This window comes from Streptomyces sp. NP-1717 (assembly GCF_022695985.1).
Taxonomy (GTDB): Bacteria; Actinomycetota; Actinomycetes; order Streptomycetales; family Streptomycetaceae; genus Streptomyces.
Window position 1 is genome coordinate 1 of record NZ_JAAPBF010000172.1, and the last position, 15,252, is coordinate 15,252.

The following is a 15,252-nucleotide window of genomic DNA, read 5'->3' on the forward strand; positions in this document are numbered from 1 at the left end:
CGTTCCGCTCCGCCGCCATCTCGCCGAACGCGGAGGGTGTCTTCGTCACCGACGTGGCCGTGGACCCGCACACCACGTCGAAGTTCTTCGTCGAGCTGACCGATCCGTCGGGCACGCGGTGCGAACTCGCCTCCAACACCCTGTCGATCACCCACCGGGACCTGGAGTTCGGCGGCGTACGGCTCGCGCACTCGCTGGGCATCCAGCTCGCCGGGCAGGTCTTCGCGCCGATGCTGCGCAAGGGCGCCACCCTGCCGACCTCGGTGCGCGAGGTGTTCCGTACGTCGGCGGCCCTGCACCGCTCCGACGCCGACGCGACGATCCGGATCCCGGTCATCCAGGGCGAACGCAGCCGGGCCGACCGCAACCGCGGCGTGGGGATGCTGGAGATCCGGCCGCGTGACATCCGGATCGATCTGCCGGCCGGCAGCGAGGTCGAGGTGACCGTCGAGGTCGACAGGTCCAGCATGGTGACGGTGATCGCCGATGTACCGCTGGTACAGGCGCAGTTCGAGGCCGAGATCGACCTGGACAACATCCGCACCACGGAACCCGGGGAGCTGCGGAAGTCGCTGGACCAGGCGGAGGAGCGGCTGGGGGCGCTGCGCGGGTTCGTGGCCGACACGGGCTCGGCCGACGCCGAGCGGCGGCTGGCCAAGCTGGACGAGGAGCGCACCGTCAGCACCGCCCGTGACCAGGTCGACGCGTCGACCGTGGATGTGGGCGCCGCCGCCGCGGCGGAGGAGCGACTGCGCGATCTCGAAGCCGAGCTGGACGACATCGCGGACGCGGTGGGGCTGCCGGGTCTCGTACAGGACCTGCGGGCCGCGATCGCCGAGGCCGACGAACTCGTGCGTCAGCACGGCGACGCGTCCGACCGGCAGGAGCTGGCGGCGATCCGGAGCCGGGCCGACGAGGCGATCAACGCACAGGACTCGGTCGCCGTCCGCGCGCTCATCGACCGGACGGGGACGCTGCTGTTCGAACTCGAGCGGCGCAGCCCCGACTGGGCGGTGAAGCTCTTCTACACGCTCCAGGAGATGCTCCGGTCGTCCGGGCAGGCGGGGCCGCTCATCCAGGAGGGGCAGCGTGCCATCGCCGCGAACGACCGGCAGGGCCTGGACGCGGTGAACCAGCGGCTGTACCGGCTGCTGCCCAAGGATGAGCAGGACAAGGTCGTCTGGCTGGGCAGGGCGTGAGAGGCGTGACGGAGGTGACGGACATGGCGGATGTGACCGATCCGGCGCGGGCACGGACACTGAGCCTCCAACTGACGGTGAACCGTGCCCACTCGGCGGCACGCGCGGGTGATCTCGATCTGGCGGCGCGGCTGCTGGCCGGGTTGGACGGACGGGACGGGCCGGACGCCGATCACGCGACGGTGCTGGCCGCCCTCAACCTGCGCGCCAAGGTGCATGCCCAGCGCGGCGAACTGACCGAGGCGGACGCGTGCTGGTCCCGGGTCGAGGCCCTCGCGCCCGGCGACCCGGACGCGGCGGCCGGCCGCCGTACCCTCGCCAAGATCGCCGCCGGGCGGCGCCACGCACGCCCGGTCGTCCACACCGGCCGGGTCGCGGTCGTCGCCGCCGCGCTGGCGGGAGCGGCGCTGATCGGCGGTGGCGGCTGGCTCCTGGCGAACGGCGGCGACGGCGACCGGCAGTCGTCGGACTCCGTGGCCGAGGCGGACACCGGGTCGGAGCGGCTGCGGGAGGAGTCGCGCCGGGCCGACGCCCTGAAGGAACGTCTGGCGGCCATCGAGGCGGGCGACACGGCCGCCGCGGCGCGCCGGGACAGCACGCTCGACGCGGTCGCGAAACGCCTGGCGATGCCGGGCGTGGAGATCCGCCGGCATGCCGACGACGTCCAACTCGTCTTCAGTACGGGGGTGTTCCCGTACGACTCCGTGATCGGCGCGCAGGGCGCGTCGGCGCTGACGGAGATCGGCCGCAGGCTGGCCGACCTGGAGTCCGGCACCGGTACGGGAGCCGAGGCCGGGGCGGGGGTGGAGACCACGGTGGTGGGCCACTCGGTCGCCGTGCCCGGCGGCGCCCCGAGCGGCGGATCGGTCGTCGCGCTGAACCGGGCCCGGGTGGCGGCCCAGTATCTGGCGCAGGACAGCGACCTGCGGCTGACGGACTTCCGGCTGGTCAGCGCGGACCAGCGGCGGGGCCCCTTCCCGGCGACGGAGGCGAACGCGCCCCGCAACCGTACGGTCACGCTGCTGATCACCCCGAAGGAGCCGCCGCCCGCGTCCTGAGGACGCGCCCTGGGAGCCTGCCGACTACCGTGCCGCGAACTGCGTGAGGATGGCCTGCACTTCGTAGATGTCGACGCCCTTGGTGAAGGTCTTCTGGATCGGCACCGAGGCGCCGGAGAGCCAGATCTTCAGCTCGGCGTCGAGGTCGAACGTGCCGGCCGTCTCCACGGCGAAGTGCGTGATGCTCCGGTACGGAATGGAGTGGTACTCGGTCTTCTTGCCGGTTATCCCCTGCTTGTCGACGAGGATCAGTCGGCGGTCGGTGAAGAGGATGCTGTCACGGATCAACTGGTAGGCGGCGTGGATCTGTTCGCCCTGTCCCAGCAGCCGCGCGTAGTCCTGCTGGGCAGTGGCCGGATTGATGGTGTGTGCGTTGCCGAACAGCGCCATGAGATTCCCCCAATTTATCCAAGTTGTACGGTCTGTGTACTGTACCGACCGCCGTCCGCCGGAGCGGGCCGGGCCGGCGGCACAAGGTCCTCCTGCCCCCGAAAGCCGGCCATCCACCCGCCGGCGCCTCACGCGTCGCGCAGTCTGAAGACCACCGCCCCCGCCAGCAGTCCGGCTCCCGCCCAGGCGGCGAGGACCGCGAGGCCGGACCAGGGGCCGATGGGCAGGCTCTCCAGGTTCTTGGTCGCCTGTACGGCCAGCCCCGCCGACGCGGGGGCCCACTCCCGTATCCGCTCGCGCCACTCCTCGTTGCCGACCAACTCGACCACGGCGGGAAGCGCGTAGAGCAGTCCGAGCACTGTCGTGATCGCGCCTGCCGTGTCCCGTACGAGTGCAGCCACGCCCAGCGCGAGCAGAGCCGTCAGGCCGAAGTACAGCACCGTGCCCACGGCCGCGCGCAGGGTCGGCCCCTCGGCGAGGGAGAGCGGGGCCGCGCTGAAGCCGTTGCCGGGGAGGATGAGGCGGCCGGCGAGGAGGGAACCGAGGACGGCGAGTGTCCCCGCGGCCAGTGCGGCACCCGTGACGACCGCCGCCTTGGCGGCGAGGACACGGGCCCGGCCCGGCACCGCCGCCAGCGTCGCCTGGATGGTCCCCGTCCCGTACTCACCGCTCATCGCCAGCACCCCCAAGGCGCCCACCGCCGCCTGACCGAGCCAGACTCCGGTGAGGCTGAGCCTGACGGTGTCCTCGTGGCACTCGTCCGGAGACGGGCACTGGTCCGTCGACACCGCCCCGCTGGCCGCCGCGCCCAGCGCCACGGTCAGCACGACCACCGCGAGCAGCAGCCACCAAGTGCTCGGCAGCGTGCGCAGTTTCGTCCACTCCGCGTGGACCGCCCCCTTCATGCGTCCCTCCCGCGCAGCCGCCGGACGGCCAGGCCGAGGACCACGACCGCCCAGACGCACAGCACCGACAGCCCTGCCCATGGGCCCTGCGGATAGCAGCCGGTCTCCGGCAGGCAGACGCTGTCCACGTGCTCGTACACCGGTGAGGTCCGCTGGACCGCGAAGCCCGCGAGCGGGGTCAGCTTCATCACCCACTGCGCCGTGCCGATCGGGAGCCCGGAGAGAAGGACGACCGGCAGGACGAGCACCACCATGATCAAGGTGACCGCCGCGGCGGTGTTCCGCAGGAGCGCGCCCACGGCCAGGGAGAGTACGGCGACGGCGGCCAGCAGCACGGCGGTGCCGACGACAGCGCGCAGTACGGGCCCGTCCGTGAGCGAAACGTCGGGGTAGAAGAGGGGATTGGGCATACGGTCGCGCAACTCGGGCTCGCTGAGCAGGAACGACAGCACGGCGGCGACAAGCCCGGTCACGAAGGCGGCTGCGGCCAGGACGACGGCCTTGGCAGCGAGCACCCTTCCCCGGCGCGGGCTGGCCGTGAGCGTCGTGAGGATCATGCCGCGCCGGTATTCGGCGGTGATGAACAGCACGCTCAGCGCCACCAGCGGGATCAGCCCTGTCTGGGCCCCGGTGAGGGACCGCTGGGTGATGTCGACCTCCGGCGTGTGCGGAGCGATGTCGCTCGATCCGCTCAGCGTCCAGGTGCCGTCCTTCTCCGTCGAACTGTCCGGCGGCCCCTGGTGGCCACCGCCTGCAGGCTCACCCACGTTGTCCTGGCGCCAGGTGCCCTCTCCGCCGTCCACCGAGACATGGTCGAAGACCGCCGTGACCTGGGAGGGACGCCCGCCGACCGAGGTGGAGCCGAACTGCCTCTGCACCGCGCTCCCTCCGGGGGTGGCCACGAAGAGGCCGGCCTGTGCGGTGTCCGGGAGTCCGGCGAGCCGCGCCGTGCCGACCTTCGCCCATGTCGAGCCGTCTGCCGACTCGTACGCGGTGAACTCGTCGCCCGAGCGGGTCAGTCGCAGCCAGTGCGGCCGGTCACGGGAAACGGCGCCACCGGCTGTGTCGTGGGTGAAATCGGACTGGAGGCGGACGCCGTGCCCCGGCGTGATCATGGCTGCCGCGTAGGGCGACCCCTGCTCCGTACTCTCCTTGATCACCACACCGGCCTTGGCCCACGGCTCGGCCGCCCGCCCCTCCGGGCCGGCGGGCGGGGACACCCGGGCGGTGATGCCGCCGTCACCGGTCAGCGTTTGGTGGACGAAGGGGAACCCGTCGACGACCACACCGCCGTCCGGCCCCGTCGGGGGCGGCGGCCGGTCTCCGGAGACGTCGCTGCCACCGCTGAAGGCGGAGAGCAGCGAGATCAGCACCGTGATCACGACGGTGGCGAGGAGAGTGAGGCCCCAGCGGGGCACGGTACGCAGCTTGGTCCACTCCGCGTGCAGCAGTTGCGGGAATCCGTCGCGCGCGGGCGGAAGCTGGGAGCGATAAGGGGTGACGGTGGGAGCGCTCATGAGCAGGTGCCCTCGCCCTCGTTGACCACGCCCGTGCCCGCCGCGGTGCCCGGTGCCGTGTCCGTGTACGCCTCGACCGAGTGGAACTCGGCCGCGTCCCGCGTCAGTTCCATATATGCCTCCTCCAGCGTGGCCCGGTGGGCGCCGATCTCCGAGAACGGCACGCCGCCCGCGCCCAACAGGGCGACGATCCGCTCCGTGGGCAGACCGGTGACCGTGAGCGTCTCCGGCCCGTCCGCGGCGACCGTCGCTCCCTCACGGGCCAGCAACGCCATGGCGTCCGTACGCGCCGAGGTGCGCAACGCGACCCGCTCGCCCGAGGCGGCGGCCAGCAGCTCGGCGACAGAGGTGTCGGCGATGAGCCGGCCCCGGCCGACGACCACGAGATGATCGGCGGAGTCCTCCAGCTCGCTCATCAGATGACTGGAGACCAGCACCGCGCGCCCCTCGCGCGCCAGCCCGCGCAGAAAGCCACGGATCCACCGGATCCCCTCCGGATCAAGGCCGTTGACCGGCTCGTCCAGCACCAGCACCGGCGGATCGCCGAGCAACGCGGCCGCTATACCCAGCCGCTGGCGCATGCCCAGCGAGTAACTCCCTGCCCGGCGGCGGCCCGCCGACGCGAGACCGACCCGCTCCAGCAACTCGTCGACACGGGCGGCCGGGAATCCGTGCGAGTGCGCGAGCCACAGCAGATGGTCCCGCCCACGCCGGCTCGGGTGCACGGCGGCCGCGTCCAGCAGTGCCCCCACTTCGGTCAGGGGCCTGCGCAGCGTCGCGTACCGCCGCCCGCCGATCAGGGCACTCCCGGAATCGGGCGTGTCCAGGCCCAGGAGCATGCGCATGGTCGTGGACTTCCCCGCGCCGTTGGGCCCGACGAATCCGGTGACCTGCCCCGGCCGCACGGTGAAGGACAGACCGTCGACGGCGACGGTCTGCCCGAACTGCTTTCGCAGCCCATGAACTTCGATGGTTGCCTGCATGCCCGAAAGGCTAGGGAGCGGCGGTGTGCCGGGTCATCACGCGAGAGAGCGCACTTCGGCACCCCTGGCACGAGGGAGGACACCCGTTGGTATCGCTCGTACGGGGGATGCCAAGAGCGCTGGTCAGGGGGACGCCAACGAGCCCCGGCGCCGGGACAATGGTGGACGTGAGCGAAGAAATCAAGCGCGTGGCGAATTGGATCGCCGGGTCGCCCGACCGCCAGGCGGGCACCGGGGCGGTGCTCGCGCTGCTCGCGTGCGGGGAGACCGCGCTGCGCGGGGGAAGTATCGACACCGATCTCTCGTTCGCGATGACGCTCGCCATCAGCACCACGGCGCCGGCCGGGCTGCTGCGGATGCCGTTGGCCACCGCCGCCACCATCGGGCTCACGGCCGCCGGTGTGGTGTCGCTGGTCAACTTCCATGTCCTGACCGTCGGCGGGCTCGTCGCGCAGTTGATGGTCCTGCACTGGATGGCCACCCGCGGCTCCCGCCGTCTCGCGGTGCTGCTGGTGCTCCCCTATGTCCTGGCCGCCCTCGCGGGCCCGCAGATCAACGGCATAAGGGTGTACGGGGTGGTGACGGCCGTGCTCGCGGCGGCGGCGGTTGCGAACGGGATCGGTCGTCGTGCCCGCGCCGAGGAAGTGGCGCGCGACGCCACCGAGAGAGCGATGGCGGACACGCTCCACGAGCATGTGGCACGCGGCGAACGGGCACGCATCGCACGTGAGTTGCACGACGTGGTCGCGCACCACATCTCGATGATCTCCGTGCAGGCGGAGACGGCCCGGCTGACCACGCCCGGTATGTCCGAGGCCGGAGCCAGACGGCTGCTGGACATAGGTGACACGGCCCGCGCCGCGCTGACGGAGATGCGGCGGCTGCTCGGTGTGCTCCGCGAGGACGCGGGCACCCCGCCCGTCACCCGCAGGCCCCAGCCGGGGCTCACCCAGCTCAACGAGCTGCTGGACGAGGCGCGTGAGGCGACCGGCGCTGCCACGCGGCTGATCGTCAGCGGGCCGGTGGTGACGCTCGACCCGGGTGTCGAGCTCACCTCGTACCGCATAGTTCAGGAGGCCCTCACCAACGCTCGCCGGCACGCTCCGGGGGCGGCCGTCGATGTCGAACTGCGTTACCACCCGGAGGTGCTTGAGGTGCGGATCAGGGACAACGGGCCGGGACCGGGGCCGGGAACGGAGAGTCGCTCCTCGGGCCACGGGCTGTTGGGCATGCGCGAGCGCGTCGCCGCGGTCGGCGGCGAGCTGCGGGTGGGCCCGGCGCCCGGTGGCGGCTTCCTGGTGGAGGCCAGACTCCCTCTCGCGGCGCCGGAGGCCGCCCGATGAGTACGCGGATCGTCATCGTGGACGATCACGAGCTGGTGCGGGCCGGTTTCGCCGGACTGCTCGCCACACAGGGCGACTTCTCCGTGGCCGGCACCGCCTGCGACGGGGCCGAGGGGGTACGGGTCTGCCGGGAGCAGCGTCCCGATGTCGTGCTCATGGACGTCAGGATGCCCGTCATGGACGGCATCGAGGCCACCGAAAGGATCTGTGCCGCCGCCGGGGACGGCGCGGTTCCGCGCATCATCATCCTGACCACCTTCGACCTGGACGAGCATGTCTACGACGCCCTCGGCGCGGGCGCCAGCGGCTTCCTGCTCAAGGACGTCGCCGCCGAGCGGCTGTTCGACGCGGTGCGGGTGGTCGCGGCGGGCGAGGCACTGCTCGCGCCGACGATCACCCGCCGCCTCATCGGTGAGTTCGCCCGGCTGCGGCGTAGGCCGGCCCCGGGCCCTGCCGCACCGCTGGCCGCGCTCACCCCGCGGGAGACGGAGGTACTGCGGCTGATCGCCGAGGGTCTGTCCAACCCGGAGATCGCGGCTCGGCTGGTCGTCAGTGAGGAGACGGTCAAGTCGCACGTCAGCCGGGTGCTCAACAAGCTCGGCCTGCGTGATCGCACGCAGGCGGTGGTCGCCGCGTACGAGTCGGGCCTGATCGTGCCGGGCGTCGGCGGACAGGAGGGGTGAGCGATAGGCGGAAGGAGAGAACCGGGGAGTGTCGGAGGTGTCGTACCGCTGGGGCGGGGGGCCGGTCAGGCAGGCTGGGACGTGCCGAATACCTCGGGCTCGGAGGCGTAGGGCAGGTTCTCCAGCGGGCGGTCGGTGCAGAAGCGCGCCATGAGGTCGGCGAAGTCGGCGATGCGTTCCACCGGGGCGAGGTGGTCGGTTTCCTCGATGGTCATGAACCGCGCCGCCGGCAGGCAGGCGGCCATGGTGCGGCCCATGGCGGGTGTGGTCAGGGTGTCGTGCTCACCGGTCACGACCAGGGCGGGGACGGCGGGGGTCGGTTCCGGGCGGTACCACTCGTGGCGCATCAGCCGGGAGTTGTGCTCGGCGGACATGCGCAGCTGCTCGGGGCTCTGCGAGGCGATCTGCTGGTAGACGAGGCGGGCGACGGCGGCCTTCTTGCGTACATGGCCGGTGCCGGGGGGCGACATGAAGCGGTCGGCGAGCTCCCGGGCGATGGGCTCCGTCTCACCGCGCCGGATCATGCCGTCCCAACGCTCCATGGCCACCGCGTAGTCGGCCGGGATGACGGTGGTCATCCCGACGAGCATCAGCCGTTCGAGGAGGTGAGGGTAGTGCTGGGCGAACCGTACGCCGATGGCTCCGCCGTAGCAGGCGGCCACCAGATTGATACGGGGGATGTGGAGTTCCTGGACGAGATGGCGTACCGCGGCGGCGAGGAAGTCGACGCCGTACTTCGCGGGCAGGAAGTCGGCGGTTCCATAGCCGGGCAGGTCGACGGTGATCACGGAGCTGAGCGGGGTGAGCCATTTCTCGTGCCGCTGCCACGAATTGCGGTCCTGGGAGGATCCGCCGAGGATGACGACGGGCTCGGTGTCGAGACGGCCCCGGCGGGCGATTCGGCAGGTGTAGCGGAACCCGTCGAAGGTCAGGTCGTGTTCGACGACTTCCGCGGGCCGCTCGGTGTTCGCGGCTTCTCCGTCCGTGGCCTGGGGCGGAAGTGCGGGGGCGCCGTCGGCGGTGGGGGTACGGGAACTGGTGATCGCGTCGGTGGGCACAGGCACAGGGTGGCTCCAAGGACTGAGGTGGGGGTGTCGCCGTCCGGCAAGTGACCCTGCACGTCCCGCAGTGGCGGTGCACCGGATCCGGACGCGAGCGAGCAGGAGCACTTCCGCTTCACTGCTCCTACCAACGACCAGAATTCGCCACGAAATCATCGGCCGACGAGTCTTGGGGAGAAAGTGGAACGGGATTCCCCCGTACGAGTTCCGAGAATTCGCGCATATCTGCGTCTGGCGGCCGGGTGCCCCACCGATGGCCGGCCGTGATGGGCGGCTGTTCGACGGGGGAACGTGACAGTGAAGGAAGGGGGCGGGTCGTCGGGTGACATGTCGGCGCAGGTGGCCGGGCGCTGTCTGTTCCGTGCGTGTCGATGCGTGATAGGCAGCGAACACCGGCGGGCGGTGGCCTGCGACTCCGTCCCCTGGGCGGGCGTCACGGCGACCGGTGTGCGACGACCGTGAGGAGTGGCCTCTCGTGTACGAACGAACGTGGGAGCGGCGATTGGCGTCCGCGCTGTCCGGCACAGGGACAGGCAACGGCACCGGCGCGGGGAGCGGGGCCGGGCAGGAGCCGGCGCTGGTGTTGGTCGAGGGCGACGCCGGTATGGGGAAGAGCAGACTCGTGCACCAGCTGCTGGAGTCGCCACCGGCGCGGGCGGTGGCGCGGCTGGTGGTGACGTTCCAGTCGTCGGGCGGGCTGGTGGTCGCCGACCCGCTCGGCCCGGAGCCGCGCGCGACCGCGACCGCGACGGACGACCCGGCGCGGGTTCAGGACGCTGCGCCGCTCGGGGTGCGGCTCACCGCGTACCAGGCACTTGACGCACTGCTCGCCTCCGCCCGCCCCGCCCTCCTCGTCGCCGAGGATCTGCACCACGCGGACGACGACTCCCTGGCGCTGCTGCGCCGTCTGCTGAGGGAGCCGCCCGCGCCCTTCGCCGCGGTGCTGACCTATCGGCCCGAGCAACTGCCGAGGCCGGGACTGCCGTTGGGCCGGGCGGTGGACTATCCGGCGCGGCTCTCGGTCGTACGGTGGCGGCTGGAGCCGTTGGACGAGCACGGTGTGCGGTGTGTGGCGGGGGAGTTGCTGGGGGCGCGGCGATGTCCGCAGGAGTTCGTGGCGCGGTTGCGGCAGCGTTCGGGCGGGGTGCCGCAGGTCCTCGTGGACCTGGCGCGGATGCTGCGGGACGCCGCCGACGACCGGAACAGCCGCAGGGGGAGTCAGCACCACCGCGACCGTGATGTCCAGGACCGCGGCTTCACGGCCAGGGACGTGGACGAGGTCGGAGTCCCGGTCCGGCTGGCGGAGTTGGTGCTGGAGAGGACGGCCGCGTTGCCGGAGCCGTACCGTCCGATCGTCTGGGCCGCCGCGGTGCTGGACGAGCCGTCGGGTGCCCAGGACCTGGCGGCGGTCGCGGGCTGCCAGGGCGACGAGGGCCGTACGGCGCTGATCGCGGCGCTGGCGGGCTCGGTCCTGCGCGAGACGAGCGAGGGGCGGTACGGATTCGCGGTGCCGCTGGCGGCGGCGGCGCTGTACGCGCAGTTGCCGGGGCCGGTCCGGGAGCGGCTGCACCACCGCGCGGCGGCGATGCTCGCCGCGCGCGAGCCGGTGCCCTGGGCACGTATCGCGCGTCACTGGCGCGGCGGCGGCCGTACGGAGGACTGGCTGCGGGCCGCGGAGCACCTGGGGCGCGACGACGAGGCCGCCGTGGCGCTGCTGGAGGAGGCGCTGGACACCGGCGGTCTTCCGGCGGACAAGCGGGGGCGGCTGGCGCTGACGCTCGCCCGTGGCGCCGTACTCGGCCGCCGCTCGGAGGGGACGACCCGCATCCTGCGCGGGGTCGTCGAGGACCCGGCGCTGCCCGCCGCGGACCGGGGTGAGATACGGCTCGAACTGGGTCTGCTCCTGCACAACCGCAAGAGACGCTTCGAGGAGGGGCGTACGGAACTGCGCCGGGCGGCCCACGAGTTGGCCGAGGCCGAACGGCCCGCGCTCGCCGCACGGGCGATGGCGGCGCTGGCGAACCCGTTCTTCCCCGGCGCGTCCCTGGCCGAGAACGTGACCTGGCTGGAGCGCGCGGAGACGGCGGCCGAGGAGTCCGGGGACCGTGCCGCGCGCACGGCGACGGCCGCCTGCCGGGCGACCGTCCTGATGAACACCGGCGACCTGGACGCCTGGCGGCTGGTGGCGCGGCTGCCCCGGGACAGCCCGGACCGGGCGGGCCGCCAGCAGGTGGCGCGAGGTCTGTGCAACACGGCGAACGGCGCGGTGTATCTGGGCCATTACCGCCGCGCGGACGAACTGCTGACGGAGGGCATCGAACTGGCGGCGCGCAGCGGCGCGCCGTTCCTGGAACGGGTCGGACGCGGCACGGCCCTGTTCCGCGACTGGCTGACCGGGCGATGGGAGGGGCTGGCCGAACGGTGCACGGGGCTGGTGGCGGAGGACGGCAGCGCGAGCGACGCCCGTGTGGTGCTGGCCCTGCTGGCGCTGGCGAAGGGTGACTGGGAGGCGGTGCGGGAGTGGCTCCCGCGAGGCGATCACGTCCGTGGGACCTACGGGGTCTACGAGTCGTGCGAGGCCCCGGTGGCGGCCACGGCGGCCGGTGCCCGTATCCGGCTGCTGCTGGCCCGGCAGAACGTCGACTCGGCGGCCGAAGCCGCCACGTCGGCCTGGGCGTGGCTCGCCGGGAAGGGCGTCTGGGTCTGGGGCGCCGAACTGGCCCCCTGGGTGGTTCTGGCCCATACCGGCGCGGGGCAGCGGGAGTCCGCGCGGCGCGTGGTGGCGGAGTTCGCGGCCGGGCTGACCGGGCGGGACGCCCCGTCGGCGTCGGCGGCCCTGCTCTGGTGCCGGGCCGTGCTGGCCGAGGCGGACGGCGAACTGGCCGAGGCGCGGGCGTGTTTCCAGCGGGCGGGAGAGGCGTACGCCGGGCTGCCGCACCCGTACGCCCGCGCGCTCATGGCCGAGGGCGCGGGCCGTTGCGCGCTCCTGCTCGGCGGCGACGCGGCGGACGCGGCGGTCGAGGACCTCACCCACCGAGTGGCGGAGCTGACCGACCTCGGCGCGGTCTGGGACGCCGCACGCGTACGGGCGACGCTGCGCGCCTGCCGCCCCGCGGCGGGGCGGCGGTCGCCGGGCCGGCCCGCGTACGCGGAGCGGATGTCCCCTCGCGAGGGGGAGGTCGCGGAACTGGCGGCGACCGGCCTGACGAACCGTGAGATCGCGGCCACGCTGTATCTGTCGCCGCGCACGGTGGAACAGCATGTGGCGCGGGCGATGCGCAAGCTCGGTATCGCCAGCCGGCAGGGCTTGGCGAAGGAGGTGTCGCGTGGTCGCGCGACGCGTGGCGAGGGAGGGGGCGACGGCGCGTTGGGGCACGTACCTCCGACGTGACCGACGGCGAAGGGCGGGCCGACCGTGTCGCGTGGTCGGCCCGCCCCTCGGCGAGTACTCGTCGGCCCGGATCCCGGAGGACCAGGGGATCAGAGGATCAGCTGCACATGGTCGTGCGCATCACGTCGGCCTGACTGGCCCAGCTCGCGCAGCCCGTGCCGGAGTGCCCGTACCAGTTGTGGCCGAACTCGTGGGCGGCCAGCAGCGCGAAGTCGCCGACCATCGTGGACAGTTCGATGCGCTGACCCGCGCCCCAGTTGCAGCCCACGACGTTGCTCCCGCCGCAGCCCTGCACGTAGCCGCCGACACAGGACACGGGGGTGCCGCTGGACGCCGTCTCGGTGGCGGAGCCCCAGTAGTTGGCGCCCTGGCGTATCGCGCCTTCGCGACCGCTGCAGGACGAGGTGATGTGGTAGCTCCAGGCCGGTACGCGAACGGCGCGCTCGTCGGCATTGACCGTCGGCAGGTCCGACAGGTTGCCGGCGTCACCGGTCTTGAAGCGGGGGGCGGGGGTGGCGTCCGCGGCGACGGCGGCCTCGGCGGGCTGCGTCATGGCGGCGGGACGGGCGATGTCACTGTTCTCGACGGCGTTGGCCGACGTGGGGAGCGCGAAGAGAAGGGCTGCCGCGACGGCCGATGCCCCAGCGATTCTTCGGATTGACGAGAGCATGACATTTCTCCTTGTGGGGGGAGCGGCGCACATTCATGCCGGTGCGACCCGTCGTGGACGACGCCGCGAGACTCGGGCCCGCGGGACGGGCCCCGTACATGGGGGGATCGCCAGCAAAGTACGTGCGCCCGTGCCGCCCGCCTATCCGGATCCCCCGACATACGGATACGCAAAGAATCCCCGGCGACGGAGCCGCCGGGGACGGGGTGAGGGCCCTCGACCGGGCCGTGGACGTGGTGTCAACGGAGGTCGAAGCGTTCCGCCCAGGCCATGACGTCCGACGTGGTCGCGTTGCCGCCGCACAGCACCAGGCCCAGGCGCGCGCCGCCGCCGACGCGTTCGAGTACGCGGCGGGCGGCCGGTACGAGACAGCCGGCGGCCGGTTCCGCCCAGACCTTCGCGTGGTTCGCCAGATCGAGAGTGCCCTGGACGGCCTCGGCGTCCGAGACGACGAGCACTTCGCTGACCAGGTCGGTCACATGGTCGTAGGTGATCCGCGAGACCGTGGGCGCGCTGAGCGTGGAGACGATGGACGACAGCTGGACCGGCTTCGGGCCCCCGGCCGCCAGTGCCTCGGACATGGCCTGCGCGCCGACGGTCTCGACGCCCCAGATCCGTACGCCGGGAAGCCGCGCGTGCAGCGCCGCCGCGACGCCGGAGATGAGCGCGCCGCCGCCGATGGAGACGAGGACATCGGTGATCCCGGCGTCGGCGCCGGCGTCGTCGGCGAGTTCGAGTCCGACCGTGCCCTGTCCGGCGACGACCAGCGGGTCGTCGAAGGGGTGGACCATGGTCAGTCCGTCCGCCTGGAGCCGGGCCATGAGGGCGAACGCCTCGTCCATCGTGTCGGTCAGCCGCACCGTCGCGCCGGCCGCCTCCGCGATCTCGACGGCGCGCGCGGGCGCGGACTTCGCCATGACGACGGTGGCCTTCACGCCCAGCGCCTCGGCCATGACGGCGACGGAGATCGCGTGGTTGCCACCGCTCACCGCCACCACCCCGGCCGCGCGGTCCGCCTCGCTCAGGGACAGGAGCTTCGCCGTCGCCCCGCGCGCCTTGAAGGAGCCCGTGCGCTGGAGCAGTTCCAGCTTGGCGGTGACGGGAACCCCGAGCAGCGCCGACAGCCCGGGGCTCTCGACCGTCGGCGTACGCACGACATGTCCGGCGATCAGTCGCGCCGCCGCTTCGATGTCCGAGATGCCGATCACGACACGTACCTCCTGTTGACGGCCGGTTGCCGCCGCTTCAGCAGACCGTACAGACCGCCGCCCGCGTGATCGGCCCGGGGTGCCCCGACGCGGACCTAGTACTGCAACGCCGTCGCGACGTCCGTGCCGATGCGTTCCACCGCGCCCAGGTCGAGCCCGTAGTGCACGTAGCGGCCGTTGCGTTCCGTGCGGACGAGCCCCAGGTCGCGCAGCGCGCGCAGATGGCGTGAGACCTGCGGTCGCGTCATCGACAGGCGGTGCGCCAGGTCGGCCGTGGTCATCGACTGGCGGGCGATCAGCCGGCACAGGCGTACGCGGCTGGGGTCGGTCAGCGCGAGCATACGGCTGCGGGCCAGGGTGACGCCCACCACCGGTCCGTCCACCGGGAAGTGCACGACGGGTGACAGGCCGGGCTCGTTCTTCACGACCAGGTGCGGGGCGCCGTAGCGGGTGGGGATGAGGAGTACCGGGGTGCGGGCCGGGGTGATCACCACATGGTGGACCTTGTCGAAGACGACGCGCGGCGGGTCGGCGAGCCGGACGCTGGACGGGCTGAGTGCCGCCAGCGCCGCCGCGGGGCCGTCGTCGGCGAGCCGCTGTCTCACGAGGTGGGCGGCGCGGGCCAGATGAGGCTCGGTCTCGGCCCACAGCGCGGCGAAGAAGACGGGCCGGCACAGGTCGATGAAGGCGAGCACGTCGGCGCGCAGGGCTTCCGGGTCGCGCAGCAGGGCCTCGGCGAGTTCGAGATGCGGTTCGGGGAGCCCGGAGGCGGCGTGGCGCAGGGAGGCGGCCTGGCCGGGGTCGTGCAGGACGCGGTCGAACGCGTAGCCGTGATAGCCGCTGG

13 protein-coding genes are annotated in these 15,252 nt (G+C 72.6%); 5 read left to right on the forward strand and 8 right to left on the reverse strand.

The window, feature by feature from the left end; genetic code table 11:
• Both GXP76_RS26475 and GXP76_RS26480 read left to right on the forward strand, forming a co-directional pair.
• Nucleotides 1-1,199, forward strand: a 1,199-nt coding sequence (locus GXP76_RS26475) for an Hsp70 family protein (protein ID WP_242574119.1), incomplete at its 5' end; no start/stop codon positions are given.
• A 23-nt stretch (nucleotides 1,200-1,222) separates the two neighbouring features.
• Nucleotides 1,223-2,257 carry a hypothetical protein gene (locus GXP76_RS26480; protein ID WP_242574120.1) on the forward strand — a complete coding sequence of 345 codons (1,035 nt, stop codon included), beginning with the start codon at nucleotides 1,223-1,225 and terminating at the stop codon, nucleotides 2,255-2,257.
• A gap of 24 nt (nucleotides 2,258-2,281) precedes the next feature.
• Here GXP76_RS26480 and GXP76_RS26485 read toward each other — a convergent pair whose 3' ends face one another.
• The 4 genes from GXP76_RS26485 to GXP76_RS26500 form a co-directional block, all read right to left on the reverse strand.
• Nucleotides 2,282-2,647 (reverse strand): PH domain-containing protein, encoded by a 366-nt coding sequence (locus tag GXP76_RS26485; protein ID WP_242574121.1) that lies wholly within the window; start codon nucleotides 2,645-2,647, stop codon nucleotides 2,282-2,284.
• A gap of 128 nt (nucleotides 2,648-2,775) precedes the next feature.
• Complete coding sequence (locus tag GXP76_RS26490; protein ID WP_242574122.1) at nucleotides 2,776-3,552, reverse strand: ABC transporter permease; 777 nt, start codon at nucleotides 3,550-3,552, stop codon at nucleotides 2,776-2,778.
• Complete coding sequence (locus GXP76_RS26495; RefSeq protein ID WP_242574123.1) at nucleotides 3,549-5,069, reverse strand: ABC transporter permease subunit; 1,521 nt, start codon at nucleotides 5,067-5,069, stop codon at nucleotides 3,549-3,551. Before GXP76_RS26495 ends, GXP76_RS26490 begins: the two co-directional genes overlap by 4 nt.
• Nucleotides 5,066-6,052 (reverse strand): ABC transporter ATP-binding protein, encoded by a 987-nt coding sequence (locus tag GXP76_RS26500; RefSeq protein ID WP_242574124.1) that lies wholly within the window; start codon nucleotides 6,050-6,052, stop codon nucleotides 5,066-5,068. The genes GXP76_RS26495 and GXP76_RS26500 overlap by 4 nt, the downstream gene beginning before the upstream one ends.
• Before the next feature lie 167 nt (nucleotides 6,053-6,219).
• Between GXP76_RS26500 and GXP76_RS26505 the strand changes: the two genes are divergently transcribed.
• Together GXP76_RS26505 and GXP76_RS26510 are read left to right on the forward strand one after the other, a co-directional pair.
• A complete protein-coding gene (locus GXP76_RS26505) occupies nucleotides 6,220-7,395 on the forward strand; it encodes a sensor histidine kinase (RefSeq protein WP_242574125.1) in 1,176 nt (391 codons plus the stop codon).
• On the forward strand, nucleotides 7,392-8,078 hold the full coding sequence (locus tag GXP76_RS26510; protein ID WP_242574126.1) for a response regulator transcription factor: 687 nt from the start codon (nucleotides 7,392-7,394) through the stop codon (nucleotides 8,076-8,078). The genes GXP76_RS26505 and GXP76_RS26510 overlap by 4 nt, the downstream gene beginning before the upstream one ends.
• A gap of 65 nt (nucleotides 8,079-8,143) precedes the next feature.
• On the opposite strand, the gene GXP76_RS26515 is transcribed toward GXP76_RS26510, so the two are convergent.
• A complete protein-coding gene (locus GXP76_RS26515; protein WP_242574127.1) occupies nucleotides 8,144-9,136 on the reverse strand; it encodes an alpha/beta fold hydrolase in 993 nt (330 codons plus the stop codon).
• A 478-nt stretch (nucleotides 9,137-9,614) separates the two neighbouring features.
• Here GXP76_RS26515 and GXP76_RS26520 point away from each other — a divergent pair, with 478 nt between their 5' ends.
• Nucleotides 9,615-12,530: a LuxR family transcriptional regulator gene (locus tag GXP76_RS26520; RefSeq protein WP_242574128.1), complete on the forward strand. Its 2,916-nt coding sequence runs from the start codon at nucleotides 9,615-9,617 to the stop codon at nucleotides 12,528-12,530.
• Between the two features lie 97 nt (nucleotides 12,531-12,627).
• Here GXP76_RS26520 and GXP76_RS26525 read toward each other — a convergent pair whose 3' ends face one another.
• From GXP76_RS26525 to GXP76_RS26535, 3 genes are all read right to left on the reverse strand, one after another.
• Nucleotides 12,628-13,200 carry a hypothetical protein gene (locus GXP76_RS26525; RefSeq protein WP_242574129.1) on the reverse strand — a complete coding sequence of 191 codons (573 nt, stop codon included), beginning with the start codon at nucleotides 13,198-13,200 and terminating at the stop codon, nucleotides 12,628-12,630.
• A gap of 239 nt (nucleotides 13,201-13,439) precedes the next feature.
• Nucleotides 13,440-14,408: a threonine/serine dehydratase gene (locus GXP76_RS26530; protein ID WP_242574130.1), complete on the reverse strand. Its 969-nt coding sequence runs from the start codon at nucleotides 14,406-14,408 to the stop codon at nucleotides 13,440-13,442.
• 95 nt (nucleotides 14,409-14,503) lie between these two features.
• A partial coding sequence (locus GXP76_RS26535; RefSeq protein WP_242574131.1) for a DUF5937 family protein occupies nucleotides 14,504-15,252 on the reverse strand: 749 nt, incomplete at its 5' end.